Here is a 16,349-nt window from a genome sequence, read left to right as displayed (position 1 = left end):
CGAAACAAGGGTCAAGCGGTTAACGCCCTCCCCCCTCCTTCAACGATCATCCCCGTCTGGGGGCGACTTTCAGCAAAATTGCCGCCTTTGGCGACGTAACAGGAAGGCAACAGCTCGGTCTGGAACGGATCGATAAAATAATGGGACCGACACAGTACTGTTGACCAAGGAAAGCAATGAGACCGGCATATTACTGTTGACCAGCTCGCAAATAAGAAGCCCGTCATATGGTTGTTGACATTGACAGTCCACGATCAGGTCGTCCCCAGCGAACAGTAATTAACTGACTGAGCTTTTACTTTACTCCCTCCCCGGAAGCCTCTCGGACTCAGAGTGTGAGCCTGTCCCTTTTACTTGCCACCACCCTTGCCACCACCCTTGCCACCACCCTTGCCACCACCCTTGCCACCACCCTTGCCACCACCCTTGCCACCACCCTTGCCACCACCATGGGTGCCCTCATCCTCTCCTCCAACCATGCACCCCGCCTTCCCTCTCCACGCCCTGGCCGCCCTGGCCCTCCTCCTCTCCTCCAGCAGCTCCTTCGCAGGCACCAATGCCTTCTGGCTTCAGCCCGGACGCACACCCGGCGGTTCCGGTTCCCAATCCGACCCGTGGATCGTCTCCCAGCCCGAAGATTTCGACGCCCGGCTCCGTGCCATCCCCACCAACTCCGTCATCACCCTCCTCCCCGGTGTCTTCGAAACCTACGGATCCGGCGCCCCCGGCCAGCCCGGCTTCTTCGTGAAGAATGGTTGGACCGTCCAGGGCGCCGGCATCCATCGCACCACCGTCCGCCTCGTCGGTTGCATCCTGGACCAGCACCCGGGATCCGGCGTGGGCCGGGTCTTCTTCTCCGGTTGGGGACCCGGCGTTGAACGCGTCGTGCTCCGCGATCTTACCGTGGACTGCAATGAACGGGGCGTCCGCGCCCGCATGAAGGCCGATGACCTCACCCTGTCCGCCGTCTTCCTCATGGGCCGCGAACACCGGGTCGAACGGATCAAGGCCATCAACGCCCTCGGCCGACGCACCCTGCCCGGCGGCAATCCCGAATGCTTCGTCATCGCGCTGAGCCCGCGGGACGACTCCACCGACGCCACCGGCTACTTCGTCGAGGACTGCGAAGTATCCTCCTTCGCCGGCGGAAGCGTCACCGCCATCGCCCTCCTCGGGACCGGCGGCCGCAACGGCGCCACGGGCGCCTTGCGTCGCAATCGGGTTGTCCTCGGCGGCACCGGCGGGGAATTCGGCTTCAGCGCCTACGGGGCCGGCGGGTTCGTCATCGAGCACAATGTCACCCGTCAAGCGGCCCGCGCCTTCAACTGGGACACCGCAGCCCCCGGACGGGACCTGACCATCCGCAACAATCAGTTCCTGCAATGCACCGGCTGGGCCCTGACCCTCGGGGGCGGCGGAGATTCGATCGTCGAGGACAATGTGATCGAACTCGCCGGCCCCAACGCCCTCGGCGTCCAGATCAGCGCCCGCAACGAGATCTTCCCCGGGGCCGGCGCCTGGATCATCCGCAACAACACCTTCCGCGCCCGGTCCGGCACTCCCATGGTCGTCCGCTTCTTCCGCGGCGTCCCGGTGCCGGGCTGTCAGTTTGTCGGCAACCGGATCGATCCCCGCCTCCGCCACGACCCCAGCGCCGCAAAATTCGACACCTGGCGGGCCAACGTCGATCTCCGCAATCGACCGGTCCAAGCCCCCCGATAACACCCCCCGCCCACGGCCGCCTGACCGACGCCAGCCTCCCCGCCCTGCGCAGGAATCGCAGGGCGGGGCCCCGAAGCCGAGGGCTGCGCATCCCTGATGCGTGGACTTCGCAAGGGGCGACTCCGGACTTCCGCCTCCCAACCCAGTGCATCCCGGAGTTGTCGGTAGAGGTGCGAACTCCGCCAAGCGGCGCTTCGGAGGGCCGAGTTCCACAAGGCCGCAACGGTGTGGAGCGTTGGGTTGAGGACTCGCGGAGCCCGTCCCTCCGGTTCGCTGGCTCGGTACCGACAACTTGGGGATGCACCGCTCCCAACCCTTCGGCAGGACGCCGGGGGGAGGGTTCGTGGAGTGTTATTGAGCCACCCGGTAGTACCGCTCGCCGTCCGTCGCCGTCGTGCTGTACGGACTCGTGGCACCCGCGACATCCGTCCACGGACCGGTGATGGCCGGTGCCGATTGCAGCGTCTGCCCGGCGGATGCCGGACTCCAGGAGAGGGTCAGCCCCCCTGCGTCCCGCACGATCTGCAATGTCGGTGCCGTGTCCTGCGGATGCACAACCGCCATCAGGTCCACCCGCAACCCGGTGGGGTTCGGCGTAACCGGCAGGTTGCTCATGCGGAACTGGAGGACGTTCTCGCCCTCGACCAGGCCGGAGGCGATCTCGAACGGCGTCAGCGACCCGAACCCTGAGGCGGTGATGCCCGTGCTCTGACCGTTGACGAGGATGTCCAGACCCGTGTTGTCGGTCGCCCAGCCACCCATCAGGCGGACGCGCGTGACGTCAACGCCGGTGAGATGGAACCGGGTCTCGTACACGTATTCGCCCTCGGCATTCCCAACGCTCTGGTCCGCCTGCGGCCCGATCCACTTCGAGGACGGGCCGTTGAGCATCCAGACACCTGCCTGGATGGGCCAGCCGTCGTTCAGCACCCAGGCCTCGGGGCCGGGCGCCCCTTCGTCGGCGCTGCTCACCAGGCGATAGTGGGGATCTTCAACCCCGCCTTCGAGCAACCCGCCATCCTCTCCAACGCCCGTCCCGTAGATGCCGGGCAGACCGACCGTCAATCGCACGGCCTCGGTCGTCACGACGCCGGCGGTGTTGGAGACCACCAGGGAGTAGAGGCCTTCGTCCGCCGCCCCGACATCACTCAACGTCAGCGTCGTGCCGGTGGCACCGGCCACGGCCTCGCCCCCCTTCCGCCACAGGTAACCCAGAGGCAGACTGCCCAGCGCCTGGGCCGAGAAGGTCACCGTTTCGCCCGGGTTCGCGAGAACCGCCCGCGGCTCGCGGGTAAGGAACGGAGCCGTGCCGGCGGGCACGGGCACCACGGCCACGTTGTCCAGCAGGGCCGTGGTGTCGCCGCCAAGCGGGTTCGACTTGACGAAGGTCAGGGTCGCCGAGGTGGCGATCGCCTGAAAGACCTCGGTATAAACGCTGCGGTATTCACCCGGTGGAATGGTGTGGACGGGAACCGCGACCTCGCCGTCCCGGAGAAGTTCGAGCGCCGGCGTGCCGCCCGCCCGGGCATTCTCCAGGTAGTGAACATAATAGTCGGCGCCGACGGTCAGCCCCGAAACGGTCTGGGACAGGGTGCTGTCCGCCTGGAGGAACGCCACGCGCTCCCCGTGGGGAATCGTGCCGCTGTTGGCAAACGGCGAGGCGCCATTCGCGATGGGGTTGATGCCGGTGCCCGCCTCGTTGTCCTGGATCCATCCCGTGATCGGCCCGTTGAAACCCGGATCCGTTCCGGCGCCCCCCGGGTTGTCGCCGCTGTATCCCGGCCAGTACGGGAAGGCGTCGGCCTCGAAGCTCGGATTCTCCATCGCGAGGCCCACCGTGAGCCGCGCGGTCTGGCTGGTGACGGACCCCAGGGTGTTGCGGACGATGACCCGGTAGTCCCCCACGTTGGCGCTGCCTGCGGCCGGGATCTCCAGCGTCGCAGCCGTCTCGCCCGACAGGTCGGCGCCCTGGAACTGCCACTGGTAGGTCGGCGCCGGAAACCCTGCCGCGGCCACACGGAAGGTCACAGGAAGTCCCTGCGAGACGATCTGGCTGGAGGGCTCCAGGGTGATCGAGGGCGCCACGTTCCGGCTTACGGCCTCGCGATTGCTGAACCCGTAGAAGTGCATGCTGACGTTGGCCGGGTTCACCGGCGCGAAGCGCAGCGTGGCCACGCCCGACGCATCGGCCGTGTACCGGTGCGAGATGACCATGCCGTTGTCGTTGCCGAACTGGTCCTGGTTGAACGTCAGGGCCTCCGTGCCATCGATGCTCCCGGTCAGCCAGCGAATCGACGGCGAGGGGGCCTCCCACCCCACGGTGTACACCGCAAACACATACTCGACCCCGGGCGTCAGACCCTCGAGTCGCACGCTCTGGAACTCGCCCGCCGGGACGGTCCCGCCATAGACAAAGTCGTTCGCCAGGGTCCTGCTCCCGCCCGTGACGTTGTTGCCGTCGTTGTTGAAGACACTTCCCAGGTAAGTGGAACTGAACCGCCCCGACACCGCCGGGTTGCCACCCGCCACCCCGGTGAACGCCACCCCGTTGATGCTGGTGCCGGCCGCGCTGCCGAAATTGTAGGCGTGCGTGTACACGTACTGCGCGTTCACCCCCGAATCATCGTCGTTCGTCCACGGCTCGATGCTCCACCGACCCGAGGATGCCACGACCCGGACATCGTCGATCAGCAGGGTGCCTTCGTCGGGCGCATCGTTGAATAGTTCCAGCGTCTGCGACGCCGCGCCCGCAGTGAACTCGAAGGCCAGCGTCGCGTAGGGTGCCGTTCCGCCCACCGGATACACGTTGACCGCGATTGCGTCCGTTCCGTCGATGGCGGCGCGCAATACCGCCGTCGCGGAAAAGCCCTCCACCTCGCTGACATTGGCCCTGAGCTGGACCCGGTACCGCTCTCCCGAAGTCAGTCCACCGACCGTCGTGGCGAGCGAGTAACCGAACGGCCAGATGAACGCCACCTGGCTGCCCTCCGGAATCGCGCCGTTGTTGGCGAACGGGCTCTCCCCGCCCGCCGGATTCAACCCCACCCCGTCCGCCCCCGCGGCAGTCCATCCGGTGATCGGCGCGTTGTCACTCGCGTACCCGGGCGCGACGTTGAACGTGTCGGCCTCGAAGCCGCCGTTCACCACGCTCTGCCCCTGGGCCGCTGCCGCCAGCCATACCACCGCCCCCACGACAACCGCCCCCATGAGCGCCCGTGCCACGCCCTGGAGGTTTGTCGATGCGACGCCAAGGGACGGTTCCCACGCCGGGACCGAATGCGAATGCTTGGAGGTGCTCATGGATCAGGGGTCAACCCTGTCGGGCCGCCCGCTTCCGGGCAAGTACGCCGACCATGGACCCATCTGTTTTGCGCAAGGATCTCCACCCTTTCGCAGCATTCGGCAAAATCACCCTCCCCTTGGCCACGGACGCCGGCCCTGGATCAGGGTTCCACCGTTGCCCGTACCACACACAACGCGCCCAGCGACGGCACCAGGCGCGTCAGCACGTTCCCAACGCCCCGCTTGATCCGGCGCCCCAATCCCATCCCTTCGCGGTTCATGTACGTCTGCAGGTGACGCGCCATCCCGATCCGGAATCCCACCCCTTCGATCAACTCACGAAACTCCGTCAGCGTGTACTCCCGCCAGTGCGGCGCGTACTTCATCCGGTTCGCGTCGTCCATCTGCAGCACGTAATCCCCCACCGGCGTCCGAACACTCCGACCCCGCAGCAGCGCCAACCGCATGTCCAGCTTCGCCTGGTTCGGCACCGTCAACAGCACCTGCCCCCCCGGTCGCGTCACCCGCCTCAACTCCTTCAAAAAGGGAATCGGGTTGAAATTGAAGTGCTCCATCGTCTCCCAGCAGATCACCGCCTCGAACCGACCCGTCTCGAACGGCAGCCGGTTCTTCCCCGGGTCCCGTTCCCCGAACAGCCGGAACAGGTCCGCATACACCGGCTCGATCCCGTACCGCCGGTAGGTCTCCCCGAAGGCGATCAATTCCTCGCTCTCCCCGTCCAGGATCGCCACCTCATCCGACAGCACCCGCTTCCAAAGAAATGGCAGGTACGCAAACCCCGGCCCGATCTCCAGCACGCTCCCGTATCGGGCCTCCCACAATCCAAACGCCGTCGCCGTGTCCCACAGCCGGTCCGACGACTGCCGGAAATACCCGCGTGATTCCGCCCCCACCCCGGCCTCCCCGAAGAATGCCTCGAAGAAACCCTCAAACTCCCCACGACTGCCGATGCGCTGGTTCGTCACGTCGAGGCGGGACGCTAGGCCACCCTCCCGGTACGCCGACAGCAAAAACCCGGTTCAAGATGCGGTGCCTCCCGGAGTGGTGGGGGAGGAGGCCGCAAACCGGAGGGACGATCTCTGCGAGTCCTGAACCCAGCGCTCCACACCGTTGCGGCCTCGTGCGGCCTCGTGCGGCCTCGTGGAACTCGGCCCTCCGAAGCGATCCTTCGGGATGTTCGCACCCCTCCCCACAACTTCGGGATGCACGGTTCAAGATGCCCCTCCGTCGATCCGGGCACCACCGCTGTAATCCCAACAAACCGCTTGCGCGCTCCCCGCCAGCAGTGGAATGGGTTCGGGTCAACGGATCATGATGTGCTTTCCAGGATTGGGACGTGGCAGACCGGTGTGGAAACGTCTATGGGCGGGTGCCCGCTCAGGCAGTCGTCTCGCGGGGTTCGCGCTGGCCATCGCAACCTCGCCCCATGCGGCCGCCGCCCCGCATCCATGGGAGGACCGCATTCCCCTCGACCTGGCCGAGCCCGGCCTCGTCTGGATCGATGCCTTCGGATCTATGACGTTCGAGAATCCGGTCGCCGTGGCCGCACCCCCCGGCGAGACCAACCGGATCTTTGTGGTCGAGCGGACCGGGCGCATCAGGGTGGTCCCTGATCTCACCCGCCCGGAGCCGGCCGACTTCCTCGACCTCACCCCGGAGCTGGCATCGGAATACCTCGAGACGGGCGTCCTCGGTCTCGCCTTTCATCCTGACTACGCGCGCAATCGCCGGTTCTTCGTTTTCCGCACAACCCGCGGCACCCGACCGGACGGCGGGTTTGCCATGTACAACGTGCTCGCCCGCTACGAGGCGTTCGCGGACGATCCGAACCGGGCCGACCCGGACTCGGAGTTCCGGTTGATCGTCCAGGAAGATGCCTCGCCCGAGCACAACGCGGGCGATCTCCAGTTCGGTCCGGACGGCTTCCTCCATGTCTCTCTGGGGGACATGTCGCCCCCCCCGGACCAGCACGACGGCAGTCGCCAGCCGATCGATGGAGGATTCTTCGGCGCCATCCTGCGCATCGACGTGGACGAGCATCCCGAAAACCTGCCCCCCAACCCGCATCCCAGCGTTCACGGAGGCTACCGCATTCCTGCCGACAATCCGTTCGTCGGGCTCACCGAATACTTCGGCAGAACGTACAGGCCTGACCGTGTCCGCACCGAGTTCTTCGCCATCGGCTTTCGCAATCCCTGGAGAATGTCGTTCCACGAACCCAGCGGCGAGCTGTGGGTCGGCGATGTCGGTGACGGAGCCTTCGAGGAGATCAACGTGGTACGCCCCGGCGGCAACTATGGCTGGCCCTACCTCGAAGGCCGCACCAACGGCCTCCACTGGTTCCTCGCCCCGCCCGGCTTCGAGTCAGATCCCCCCCTGGTGGCCTATGGTCGCGGCAGCGGCCCCTACCACGGCAACGCCGTCATCGGCGGGCTCTTCTATCACGGCGCCGCCATCCCCCGCCTCCAGGGAGCCTATCTGTATGCCGATTCCCGCAGCGGACACACTTGGGCCATCCGACGCGATCCGGGAGGGCCCGCGCCCGAACCCGAGTGGCTGGCCATGGAACCCGGTCTCGTCTCGTTCGGACGGGATCCCCGCGACGGCGAGATCCTCGCGGTCCATTACCCGAGCGGTCGCCTCCGCAAACTCATCGACCGGCCGCCCGTCCCGTCGAACCGCATCCCACCCACGCTCGCCGACACCGGCCTCTTCGCCGACCTCGCGAACCTCACCCCGTCCCCCGGACTCCTGCCGTATGCCCTCAACGCCCCGTTCTGGTCCGATCGGGCGGCCAAGAAGCGCTGGTTCGCCCTCCCGTCGTCCCAACCCACCCTCGGGACCCAGGAAGACGGATCGTTTTCATTCCCCACAGGCACCATCTGGGTGAAGCACTTCGAAATGGAGGGCGCCGTCGGCCATCCCCCCCCCGGACGCCGGCTGGAAACCCGGCTCCTCGTCCGGACCGAATCCGGTGCCTATGGCGTCACCTATCGCTGGGACCCCACCGGGACCAACGCCGTTCTCGTTCCGGGAAGTGGCATGGACGAACCCATCTACACCGCCCACGAGGGCACCACCCGCCATCAATCGTGGCGCTACCCGGGTTGGGGAGAATGCATGCGCTGCCACACCCGCCCGGCCGGCTACGCCCTGGGCTTCCGGACCGAACAGTTGAACCGGACCGTCCTTCACGACGGCCACGAACGGTCTCAGATCGAGTTGCTTCGCGATGCCGGAATCCTGCCCCACGACTTTCCCAAGCCGGACGCCCTCCCCGCCCTGGTCGATCCCGCCGATCCCAGCCGCCCCCTCCATCGCCGCGCCCGATCCTATCTCGACAGCAATTGTTCCGGATGCCATCGCCCCGGATCCCTCCCGGACACCACCGCCACCTGGAACGCCCAGCACACTCCGTCCCTCGCCGCCATGGGACTGCTCAACGGCCGGCTCATCATCCCCGGAGCGCCCGCCGATTCCGAATTGGTGCGCATCCTCGGGCGAACCTCCCCCTCCCTCCGCATGCCCCCCCTCGGAAGCAGCGTCCGTGATCCGCTCGGTTACGACCTCGTCGCCCAATGGGCCTCGTCCATTCCCCGCGCCCCGTGGCTCGCCATGGATTTCGGTTCCCAGACGTTCCGGGGCGAATCCTCCGTCGAGGGATCGACCGTCACGTTGTCCAGTCGCGCCGGTCCATGGTCCACCGCCAACCGCTCCGGCCATGCCTTGGTCCGTCCCCTCCAGGGCGACGGGTTTCTCGAGGCCCGGCTGAACCGCCTGGAATCCACCGAACCCGGAGCGCGCGCAGGAATCGTGCTCACGGAGCTGTCCGGCTCCGTTTCCGCCGCCGCCTGGCTCGGCACCCTTGATGGCCCCTGGCACTTCCACTGGAATCCCGACGCCCCCGGCGAAGCATCCGTCGTCCCCTCGCCGCCCTTCCTTGGCCCCGTCCGCCTTCGCGTCACCCGCGAAGGTCGCAACTGGTCCGCCACCATTTCGGACGGGACCCATTCCTGGGAACAGTCCCTCGATCCCGCCGCCCTTCCTGTCGCCCCCGTCCCCGGCCTCACCGTCGCGTCCGGCGTGGAGGGACGCGAGGCGCACGCCTGGTTTGACCAGATCGCCTGGGTCCAGACCGACTGGGAGTCCCCTGCCCTGGAGTCCATCGTCGCCCCCCACGACCCCGTCCCGATCCGCCTCCGGCTGGAACAACAGGGCGTCGCCATCCGCCAGATCGACCTCCTGCTGGACGACCAACCCCTCGAATCCGTCGTGGGATCCCAGGTGACCCGCGACTGGACTCCAACCCGGCCTGGCACCTACCGGATCGCCGCCAGAATCACCACCCTCGCCGGCGATTCCTTCAACGCGTCCGCCCGGATCGTCCACGTCCGCGAACCCGTCGTCATCGAACCCGATCCGATCGTCGATCGGATCCGCGAGGACCGCACCACCCTGGGCGATCCCGAGGGCCGCTACGGACTCGCGGGATACCAGTACTGGGATCGCGGCTCATCCCTCCCGTCGCCCGTCACCGTCCACCCGCGACAAGGCGCGTTCCACGTCTGGGGCGAGCCCTCCACCGATCCCTCCGCCATCCTCGTTCCCGGTGCCTCCACACGCTCCGCCTTCACCTGGTACGCGTTTGGGCCGCTCGATATCGACATCGCGATGCCGGACGGAAATCCGCGCAGCGTGGCACTCTATTTCCTCGACTGGGACACCGACAATCGGCGCGCCCAGGAGGTCACCTTCCTCAATCCGGCCAACGGCGAAGTCCTCGGACACCATCGCATCGAGTCGTTCACAGCCGGAGCCCATCTCGTCTTCGATATGATCGGCTCCGTGCGGGTCCGGATCGAGGGTCGGCCGACGGAAACCACCGTTCTCAGCGGTGTCCTCCTCGACGACGCCCCGGAACCCGCCTTCACGGTCCACCTCACCACCCCGGAATCCGGCATCACCCTGACGGCCCCCGTCGATCTCACCCTCACCGCCGAGGTGCGTCATGACGCCAGTCCGCCCCCTCCCGTCGAGTTCCTGGCCGATGGTCGCTCGCTCGGCACTGTTTCCGAACCGCCCCATACGCTTGCCTGGAACCGTGTCCCGGCCGGGACGCACCACCTCCAGGCCCGGGCTTCGGACCGGCTCGGACGATGGTCCGTCTCCCCCGCCGTCCAGGTTGCGGTGATTCTCCCGCCCGCGGAGGCCGCCTTCCTCGGGTACGAATCCGCCGCGCGCGGCACCTGGGAAGGGCGCCTCGGTTCCCTCGGATACGCACTTGCGACAGGCCCCTCTCACTGGCCGGACGCCGTGGCGTTCCAGCCCGTGAACCAGCCCAGGGAGTACGTCTGGCACGCGCAATCCCCGGATCCACGCGCTGCCGTTCCCATCAACAGCACCTTCCGGCGGGCCGCCTGCTGGGTCGGGGGAGAACCGATCGAATTCGACTTCGACTTCCTCGATGGCCTGCCCGCCATCCTCTCCATGTACCTCCTCGACTGGGAATCCGACCAGCGCCGGCAGGTCCTCGAATTCCTCGATCGCGCCACGGGGGCGCCCCTTCTCGCGATCCCCGCCGAGCGCTTCTTCAACGGCGTCCATTTCGTCTTCCACGTCCGTGGCTCGATCCGCATCCGGGTCTCCCCGGAGTTCATCAATGCCACGGTCACCGGATTCTTCGCCGACCGCGCCGCCGCCACACCCCATTCCCCAATCCTCCATCCCCCACTCCTGGTCGAAGAAGGACTGAGCCTTTCCTGGACCGGAACCCCGGGCGCCCTGTATCGCCTCATCACCCGCCCCGACTGGGCCACCCCCTGGACCCCCCTGCCCATCGTGGCCTCCTCCGTCTCAGACGCCTTCCAGACACTCGATCCAATCCCCGACGACGGCGTCCCTCCCTCACGCTTCCTCAGCCTGGAACAACTCTCCGATCCTTCGCCTTGATCCGGTCGGGCCGCCCCGTTCCGAAGGGACGAACCCGTCGATGAAGAAAGGGGATTGCTTCTTTGCCGCCCGAATCCGCCAAGCCGGGCTACCGTTCCTCCACCCGGACCCGGTAGAACACCGACCCCTCGGGAAAGGGAGGCTCGAAATCCGCCAGGAAAGGCGCATCCACGATCCGATGGCGGTTCGCCGGGGACTCCACCGGCAGCCACGACGACGGGTCCGACGGATCCCGCGTCCACTCCACTAGGAACGCCCGGTGCGGCAGATGCGGATACTGCAACCGCACGCCGCCGGCGCTCCGTACCACGGCCATCCGCCAGGCCTCGCCGGCATCCTTCGGATCGGTGTAGGTCAGGAACTCCAAACGATTCACCGCCCCGTCCCCGTCGCCGTCCGCGTCGTCTGCCGCCTCGGGCACCTGAGTCGATCCAAAATGGGTGACCTTCCACTCGGCGTAACTCTGTCGCGACGGCAGATCCTCGGCGATCCATCGGCTCAACAGCGCCACCGCCGCCTCGTCCACCACCCGGCTCGCCAGCGGCGGCATCCGGCGTTCCCCCAGCAACCCGACCCGCCGCAGCATCATCGAATGCTCCGTCGATCCAGGCAGCACCACCCGGGCACTGGCATCCTCCTCGAAGTTGTGCAGGAAACCCCGGATGATCCCGGTGTCGAACAGGGGATTCACCGCCCGTGCATCCCAGTTGCCGATGGCCGGACCTCCCGGCCGGTGACATTGCGAACAGTTCGCGTCGAGCCACGACCGCGCCCGCCATTCCACGCCGGCCTCCTCGTCGTCGATCCGCGCCAGGGCCGGCAAACCGGCATACGACGCCGGCGCCTCCTCCAGATACCCGGCGGCCGCCAATCGCGCGATCTGGTTGGTCATCCCGATCTCCGTGTACAGGTCGAGCTGGAGCTGCCGCGTGCCGAATCCGAGGGCCCAACCAGCCGCCGGGGTGTGGCACCGCAGGCAATCCGCCCGGCTCGGATACTCCCACACCTGCCGGATCTCCTCGTCGCCATCCCGGATCGCGATCTCCTCGATCCATCCCTCCTCCGCCACCAGCACCGCGTTGGTCGGCGGGTCCGTCCACCGGTACGTCAAGCCGTACGCCCCGCCCTCCTGCTGGATCACGAACCGCGTCTCCAGCCGCCGCCGCGTCGCCGGGTCGCCCCGCACGGTCTCCAACAATTTCAGTTGACGCTATGTGTATAACATCTGCAAACTACCCAGGAATCGTGCCAGAGGAGCACTCAGCTTAATAGTCTAAGCCAAGGAAGACCACAACCTGAACCTCGGGCATCGAAGTCCATACCTCGATAGGGAGATATAACGCAATGCACAGAAATCATGCCAAACTCGTCCCAATGGTGGCTGCCTTCGTCTCATTGGCCTCAATATCACCAATCCATGGTGCCACACACTACTTGTACTCCACAAACTTCCCAAGTGCCTACGCATTTGATGGGTATATGCGCACCAATGTCGCAGCCTATGACACTGTGATTCTCGGGGCCGGAGTCTTCGAAACCAGGGGAGCTTGGAATGGTGCATGCTCCCCAAACGACGGATTCTTGCTTAAGGAGGGACTTACCATCATCGGAACTGGATCAGGTGGAGGGGGTACGGAGATTCGCTTAGTCGATGCTCCGTTGAGTTCCTGCTCCACCTCAACCACTGGGTTCAACTACGTATTAGCGAGCGCCCCTGGGCATTGTGGCGATCCCGATGTAGACAATGTTACACTCCAGCATTTTACTGTTAACTGTAATGCTGTGCAGGTGATGTCAAACATCGGCACTTCCTACCTGACAGTAGGCGGTATAAGATTGCTTGGGGACGGCACCTACATCAACAACGTGGAAGTCATTAACGCAGCTTCGGAACGTACAGCCGCCGGCTGCGCAACTGATGAAGTCTGGGGTATCTTGGTCGGATGCAGAACCAAGTCCGCACATGTTGAGGTTTCTAGCAGCACATTCTCTGACTTTTACAACCCAACAACATATGGCCACACCACCGCAATTCACGTAAGCGGCACTGCGACGTACCACCCTACCGCATTTATCCTCGGCAATAGCGTGTATCTGAACGGAAAGGAGGGGGAGTTTGCATTCGGTGTTGCCGCACACGGTGAGACCTATATCTACTGGAATCAAGTATGGGGTGCCGATCGGGCAGTCAATCACGATACAGGAACTGCTGGCGGCACATTGTCGGTAGGATTCAACCAGTTTCACTTGAGTGATTCCCAACCGGCAGCTGGGGTGTTTCTTTCCGCTAACAGTTTCGGCGAAATTGAAGGCAACGAGATCAATTTGTATGTTGCGTCTTCTGCTGGGCTACATTGGCACGGCAATCTGGCAAGCGACTGGAATGTCGTAGGTAATACCATCCGGAGCTTTATAGGCGGAACGAACCAGCCATATGGTGTGCTTGTGCAAAACGTATCAGGGGTTCCATCCAATCTCAATTTTGAATCCAATCGAATCAGCGAGGGCCTTACTAATATCGTCAACGTTAGCGGAAGCTATACTTTTGATGACAATAAGAAAATTGACTCCACAGGGACCATTACGGGAACTGCAATTGGGTTCCCCAACTGACTAGATTTCTTGTCCTCTGAAATGTGACTGATTTGAGTCAAGTTTTAGGAGCTGAGATGTGCATCAGAGACAAGGTGGTCGATTTCTGTCATGAGACGATCGAACGAACGGCGCAAAGGAGTGCCTCCCTCCCACTGCGAAGGGATGAGCTGGGCCATACCCGGTCTGAGCACCCGGGCGTAGGTGCGCGTGAAGAACAACGCTGTGCCGATGCCCCGCCGGGTGAGACGATAGCGATGGGACTTGGGTATGCGTTCGATGAGGCCGTGGAGGCGGAGCCGGCGCAACTCGTAGGTCATGCGGCCCTGGGTGAGTTGATCGAGGCCCAGGCCCAGCAGGGGGGCCAGACGCTGCCGGAGCTCGCGACTGGTGAACCCGCAGACCTGGAGGGCGAAGCAGAGAATTGCCGTCAGCAATGCCTGGACCCGCTGCTGTCCGAAGCGCAGCCCCGCGGCGCGCTGGTCCTCGACCTGGACCGGCTCAGTCACCTGGCGCAGTTCCGCCTCCCCCTGCGCGCAGTCTTGCGTGATTTTTTGGACGTCCAGAAGACGTCGGTTGGCTTGGAAGCCGATCTGCCGGAGGGCCGGCAGGTTCCTGAGGCTCTTGCCCACGCCAAAGTCACGCGTGTCATTGATCGTGGTTTCGGTCCGCAGAGCCTGACCTTCCTTGTGGTATTGTTTGATGCGGCTTTTCTTGTAGTCCACGTGCAGGGACGGGATCACGCCGTGGGTGAGCACCCGGGTGCGGAATCGACCCGGGGTGCGTCGGTTGACGGAGCGACCGAAAATGAGCTGGACCTGATCGGGACGGCCAAGGTCGAGGTTTTCGCGGATGACCTCCTCGAAGAAGACGCGGCCATGGAGGGGTTGATCGAGGACCTGGGTGAGGGAGAATTCGGCCTGGAGGATGGAGAGCTGATAGCGAAAGCCGGCGGCGCGATCCTTGCGGGTGAAGGGATGGGGCAGACGCGCAAACCACTTGCGGACCAGCGCGTCAATCTTTTCGGCGCTGAGCCCATCGGCGAAAGCCTGGGCGGCTTGAGGATCGGTGCAGGAGGCCAGCCCGTTATCGAGGGGCTTGAAGGGGATGCCCGCGTTGCGCAACTGACACTTGAGGAACTCGTGACCGTTAAGACAAAGCTTGGCGTTGTAGGGGAAGTAGCTGCTGAACTTGATGAAGAAGGGGCCGAAGTCGCGATCGAGGATGTAGATGTACCATTGGTTGACCATGGCGGAGGAAGGAACGATCCAGGGGTAGGTGGGGCCATGGGGGGAGCGGCGACGCTCGGTGCGGAAGACGCGGGACTTCTCCTGGGCTTTGCCGATGAAGACGACGCCCTCCTCGAAAGAGGCGGCGTCGAAGAAGGCCTTGGCGACGTCGTCCTTGCGCTGGCCCTTCTCGAAGGAGATGAGGGGTATGGCGAGGTGGGCCGCGAAGCGCTCGAGGCGGTGGATGAAATCCTTGGTCATGGGGTCCATGAGAGCGGAGGAGGCGAAGCGATGACCTCGATGGAAGCGCCAGAAGCGGGCGACGCCTTCCGGGGTCTGGAGCAAGGGGACGTAGAGGTTGAGGTACATGCGGTCGATGCCCTCGATCTGGAAGGTGACGTGATTCTTGAGGACATCGGCGGCGGAGCGTGGTATGGCCATGACGGACTCCGTTGGTGGACAACGGGCCAATTCGATGGCCCACCGGCCGCACGCGGTCAATACAACACGAACCTTCGGGTTCGACCTAGGCTCTGCCGGCGGAGTCCCCCCCTGCTCCAGCGAACCGAAGGTTATCTCCTAACGAGGCGCTGCCTCAGGCCGACGAGGCCCCCTGACGTCAGAACAACCCACATGCCTCGTCGGTCTGAGGCAGCGCCTCGTTAGGTACTGCCTTAGACCGTCGAGGCGTCTCGATTGTGTCGGAAAAGGGCGCCTCGTCGGTTTGTTTGCATTGGTTCGGAATCAGAGAGATATCACTATACCATCTGGCCATGGACCGGGGCCGAGTTGGAAGCGACTCGCGATTAGGTCCATGGCCGGATGATCAAGGGTTCCTGTAGAGCCAGACGTCCTCGACTTAGATCCATCCCACTGTAAGGCAAGAATTCCTTTCGAGGATCGCACCCGACTCTGTCAAGCGGCAAGAGATACGGAGAGAACAACTGCAAGGTACGTGTGGCCAGCAAGCCCAGCACCTTTGCCCGATCGAGTTATGTCCCCTAGCTCGGCTATTCACTGTTAGCAGCCCGTTAAGAAATGCCGCTCTTTGCCTTGTCAGGTCGGCGCACTAATCCGCAGCATAAGTGGCGCAACATACCACTCGGACAGCGCCCCCAATAACGGCAGGACGAACTTTTCGTCTCCACCCGCGGCGTCGTCAGGTCCGGAATCACCTGGACCCGCCCCAACTGCTCCACCACAAACAGCCGGTTCGTCTCGCCCGGCGGGCTCGCAATCGCCACCGGATCCACAAACTCCAACCCTTCAAACGCCGGCACCGTCGTGTACCCGAACTGGGGCGGAACCCGCGGAAATGCCAGCCCGCTCCCCGCCTCCCGTTCGAGCCCCCAAACCTTCAGTCCGAGCCCCAGGACCACAAAGCACCCCAGCCGATTGCAAAACAACAGGAACAACCTCATGACGCACCGGCGACGTTGCCTTCCAACAACCGGTTGTCAAAGCGCAGATTTTCGCACGTAATCCATTAGCCACGCTGGAAAAGGTTACCGAACCGGAACAACTCGGCCTCCCGCCTGCCTCATCCTCGCCACC

Annotated in this window: 8 protein-coding genes; 3 read left to right on the top strand and 5 right to left on the bottom strand. The window is 64.7% G+C overall.

Translation table 11 applies throughout. The features are described from left to right. Positions 1-477 precede the first annotated feature (477 nt). Positions 478-1,722, top strand: coding sequence for a right-handed parallel beta-helix repeat-containing protein (locus tag KF833_11415; protein MBX3745906.1), 1,245 nt, complete (start codon positions 478-480; stop codon positions 1,720-1,722). A 351-nt stretch (positions 1,723-2,073) separates the two neighbouring features. Here the strand turns inward: KF833_11415 and KF833_11410 are convergent, their stop codons facing one another. Next, positions 2,074-5,022: an immunoglobulin domain-containing protein gene (locus KF833_11410; protein MBX3745905.1), complete on the bottom strand. Its 2,949-nt coding sequence runs from the start codon at positions 5,020-5,022 to the stop codon at positions 2,074-2,076. A 143-nt stretch (positions 5,023-5,165) separates the two neighbouring features. Next, a complete protein-coding gene (locus tag KF833_11405) occupies positions 5,166-5,990 on the bottom strand; it encodes a class I SAM-dependent methyltransferase (GenBank protein MBX3745904.1) in 825 nt (274 codons plus the stop codon). Between the two features lie 346 nt (positions 5,991-6,336). Between KF833_11405 and KF833_11400 the strand changes: the two genes are divergently transcribed. Further along, complete coding sequence (locus KF833_11400; protein ID MBX3745903.1) at positions 6,337-10,974, top strand: PQQ-dependent sugar dehydrogenase; 4,638 nt, start codon at positions 6,337-6,339, stop codon at positions 10,972-10,974. 88 nt (positions 10,975-11,062) lie between these two features. On the opposite strand, the gene KF833_11395 is transcribed toward KF833_11400, so the two are convergent. Beyond that, positions 11,063-12,172, bottom strand: coding sequence for a hypothetical protein (locus tag KF833_11395; protein MBX3745902.1), 1,110 nt, complete (start codon positions 12,170-12,172; stop codon positions 11,063-11,065). A gap of 281 nt (positions 12,173-12,453) precedes the next feature. Here KF833_11395 and KF833_11390 point away from each other — a divergent pair, with 281 nt between their 5' ends. Further along, a complete protein-coding gene (locus KF833_11390; GenBank protein MBX3745901.1) occupies positions 12,454-13,587 on the top strand; it encodes a hypothetical protein in 1,134 nt (377 codons plus the stop codon). 44 nt (positions 13,588-13,631) lie between these two features. On the opposite strand, the gene KF833_11385 is transcribed toward KF833_11390, so the two are convergent. Then, positions 13,632-15,236 (bottom strand): hypothetical protein, encoded by a 1,605-nt coding sequence (locus KF833_11385; GenBank protein MBX3745900.1) that lies wholly within the window; start codon positions 15,234-15,236, stop codon positions 13,632-13,634. 590 nt (positions 15,237-15,826) lie between these two features. Next, a complete protein-coding gene (locus tag KF833_11380; GenBank protein MBX3745899.1) occupies positions 15,827-16,216 on the bottom strand; it encodes a hypothetical protein in 390 nt (129 codons plus the stop codon). Positions 16,217-16,349 lie beyond the last annotated feature (133 nt).

The sequence above is a fragment of the Verrucomicrobiia bacterium genome (genome assembly GCA_019634625.1).
GTDB lineage: Bacteria > Verrucomicrobiota > Verrucomicrobiia > Limisphaerales > CAIMTB01 > CAIMTB01.
This window is presented reverse-complemented; position numbering and strand designations above follow the sequence as displayed.

What these genes read in the sequence shown, in the direction of transcription:
- KF833_11385 (MBX3745900.1), bottom strand. Translation starts at nt 15,236, where the DNA reads ATGGCCATACCACGCTCCGCCGCCGATGTCCTCAAGAATCACGTCACC.
- KF833_11415 (MBX3745906.1), top strand. Translation starts at nt 478, where the DNA reads ATGCACCCCGCCTTCCCTCTCCACGCCCTGGCCGCCCTGGCCCTCCTC.
- KF833_11390 (MBX3745901.1), top strand. Translation starts at nt 12,454, where the DNA reads ATGCGCACCAATGTCGCAGCCTATGACACTGTGATTCTCGGGGCCGGA.
- KF833_11400 (MBX3745903.1), top strand. Translation starts at nt 6,337, where the DNA reads ATGATGTGCTTTCCAGGATTGGGACGTGGCAGACCGGTGTGGAAACGT.
- KF833_11380 (MBX3745899.1), bottom strand. Translation starts at nt 16,216, where the DNA reads ATGAGGTTGTTCCTGTTGTTTTGCAATCGGCTGGGGTGCTTTGTGGTC.
- KF833_11410 (MBX3745905.1), bottom strand. Translation starts at nt 5,022, where the DNA reads ATGAGCACCTCCAAGCATTCGCATTCGGTCCCGGCGTGGGAACCGTCC.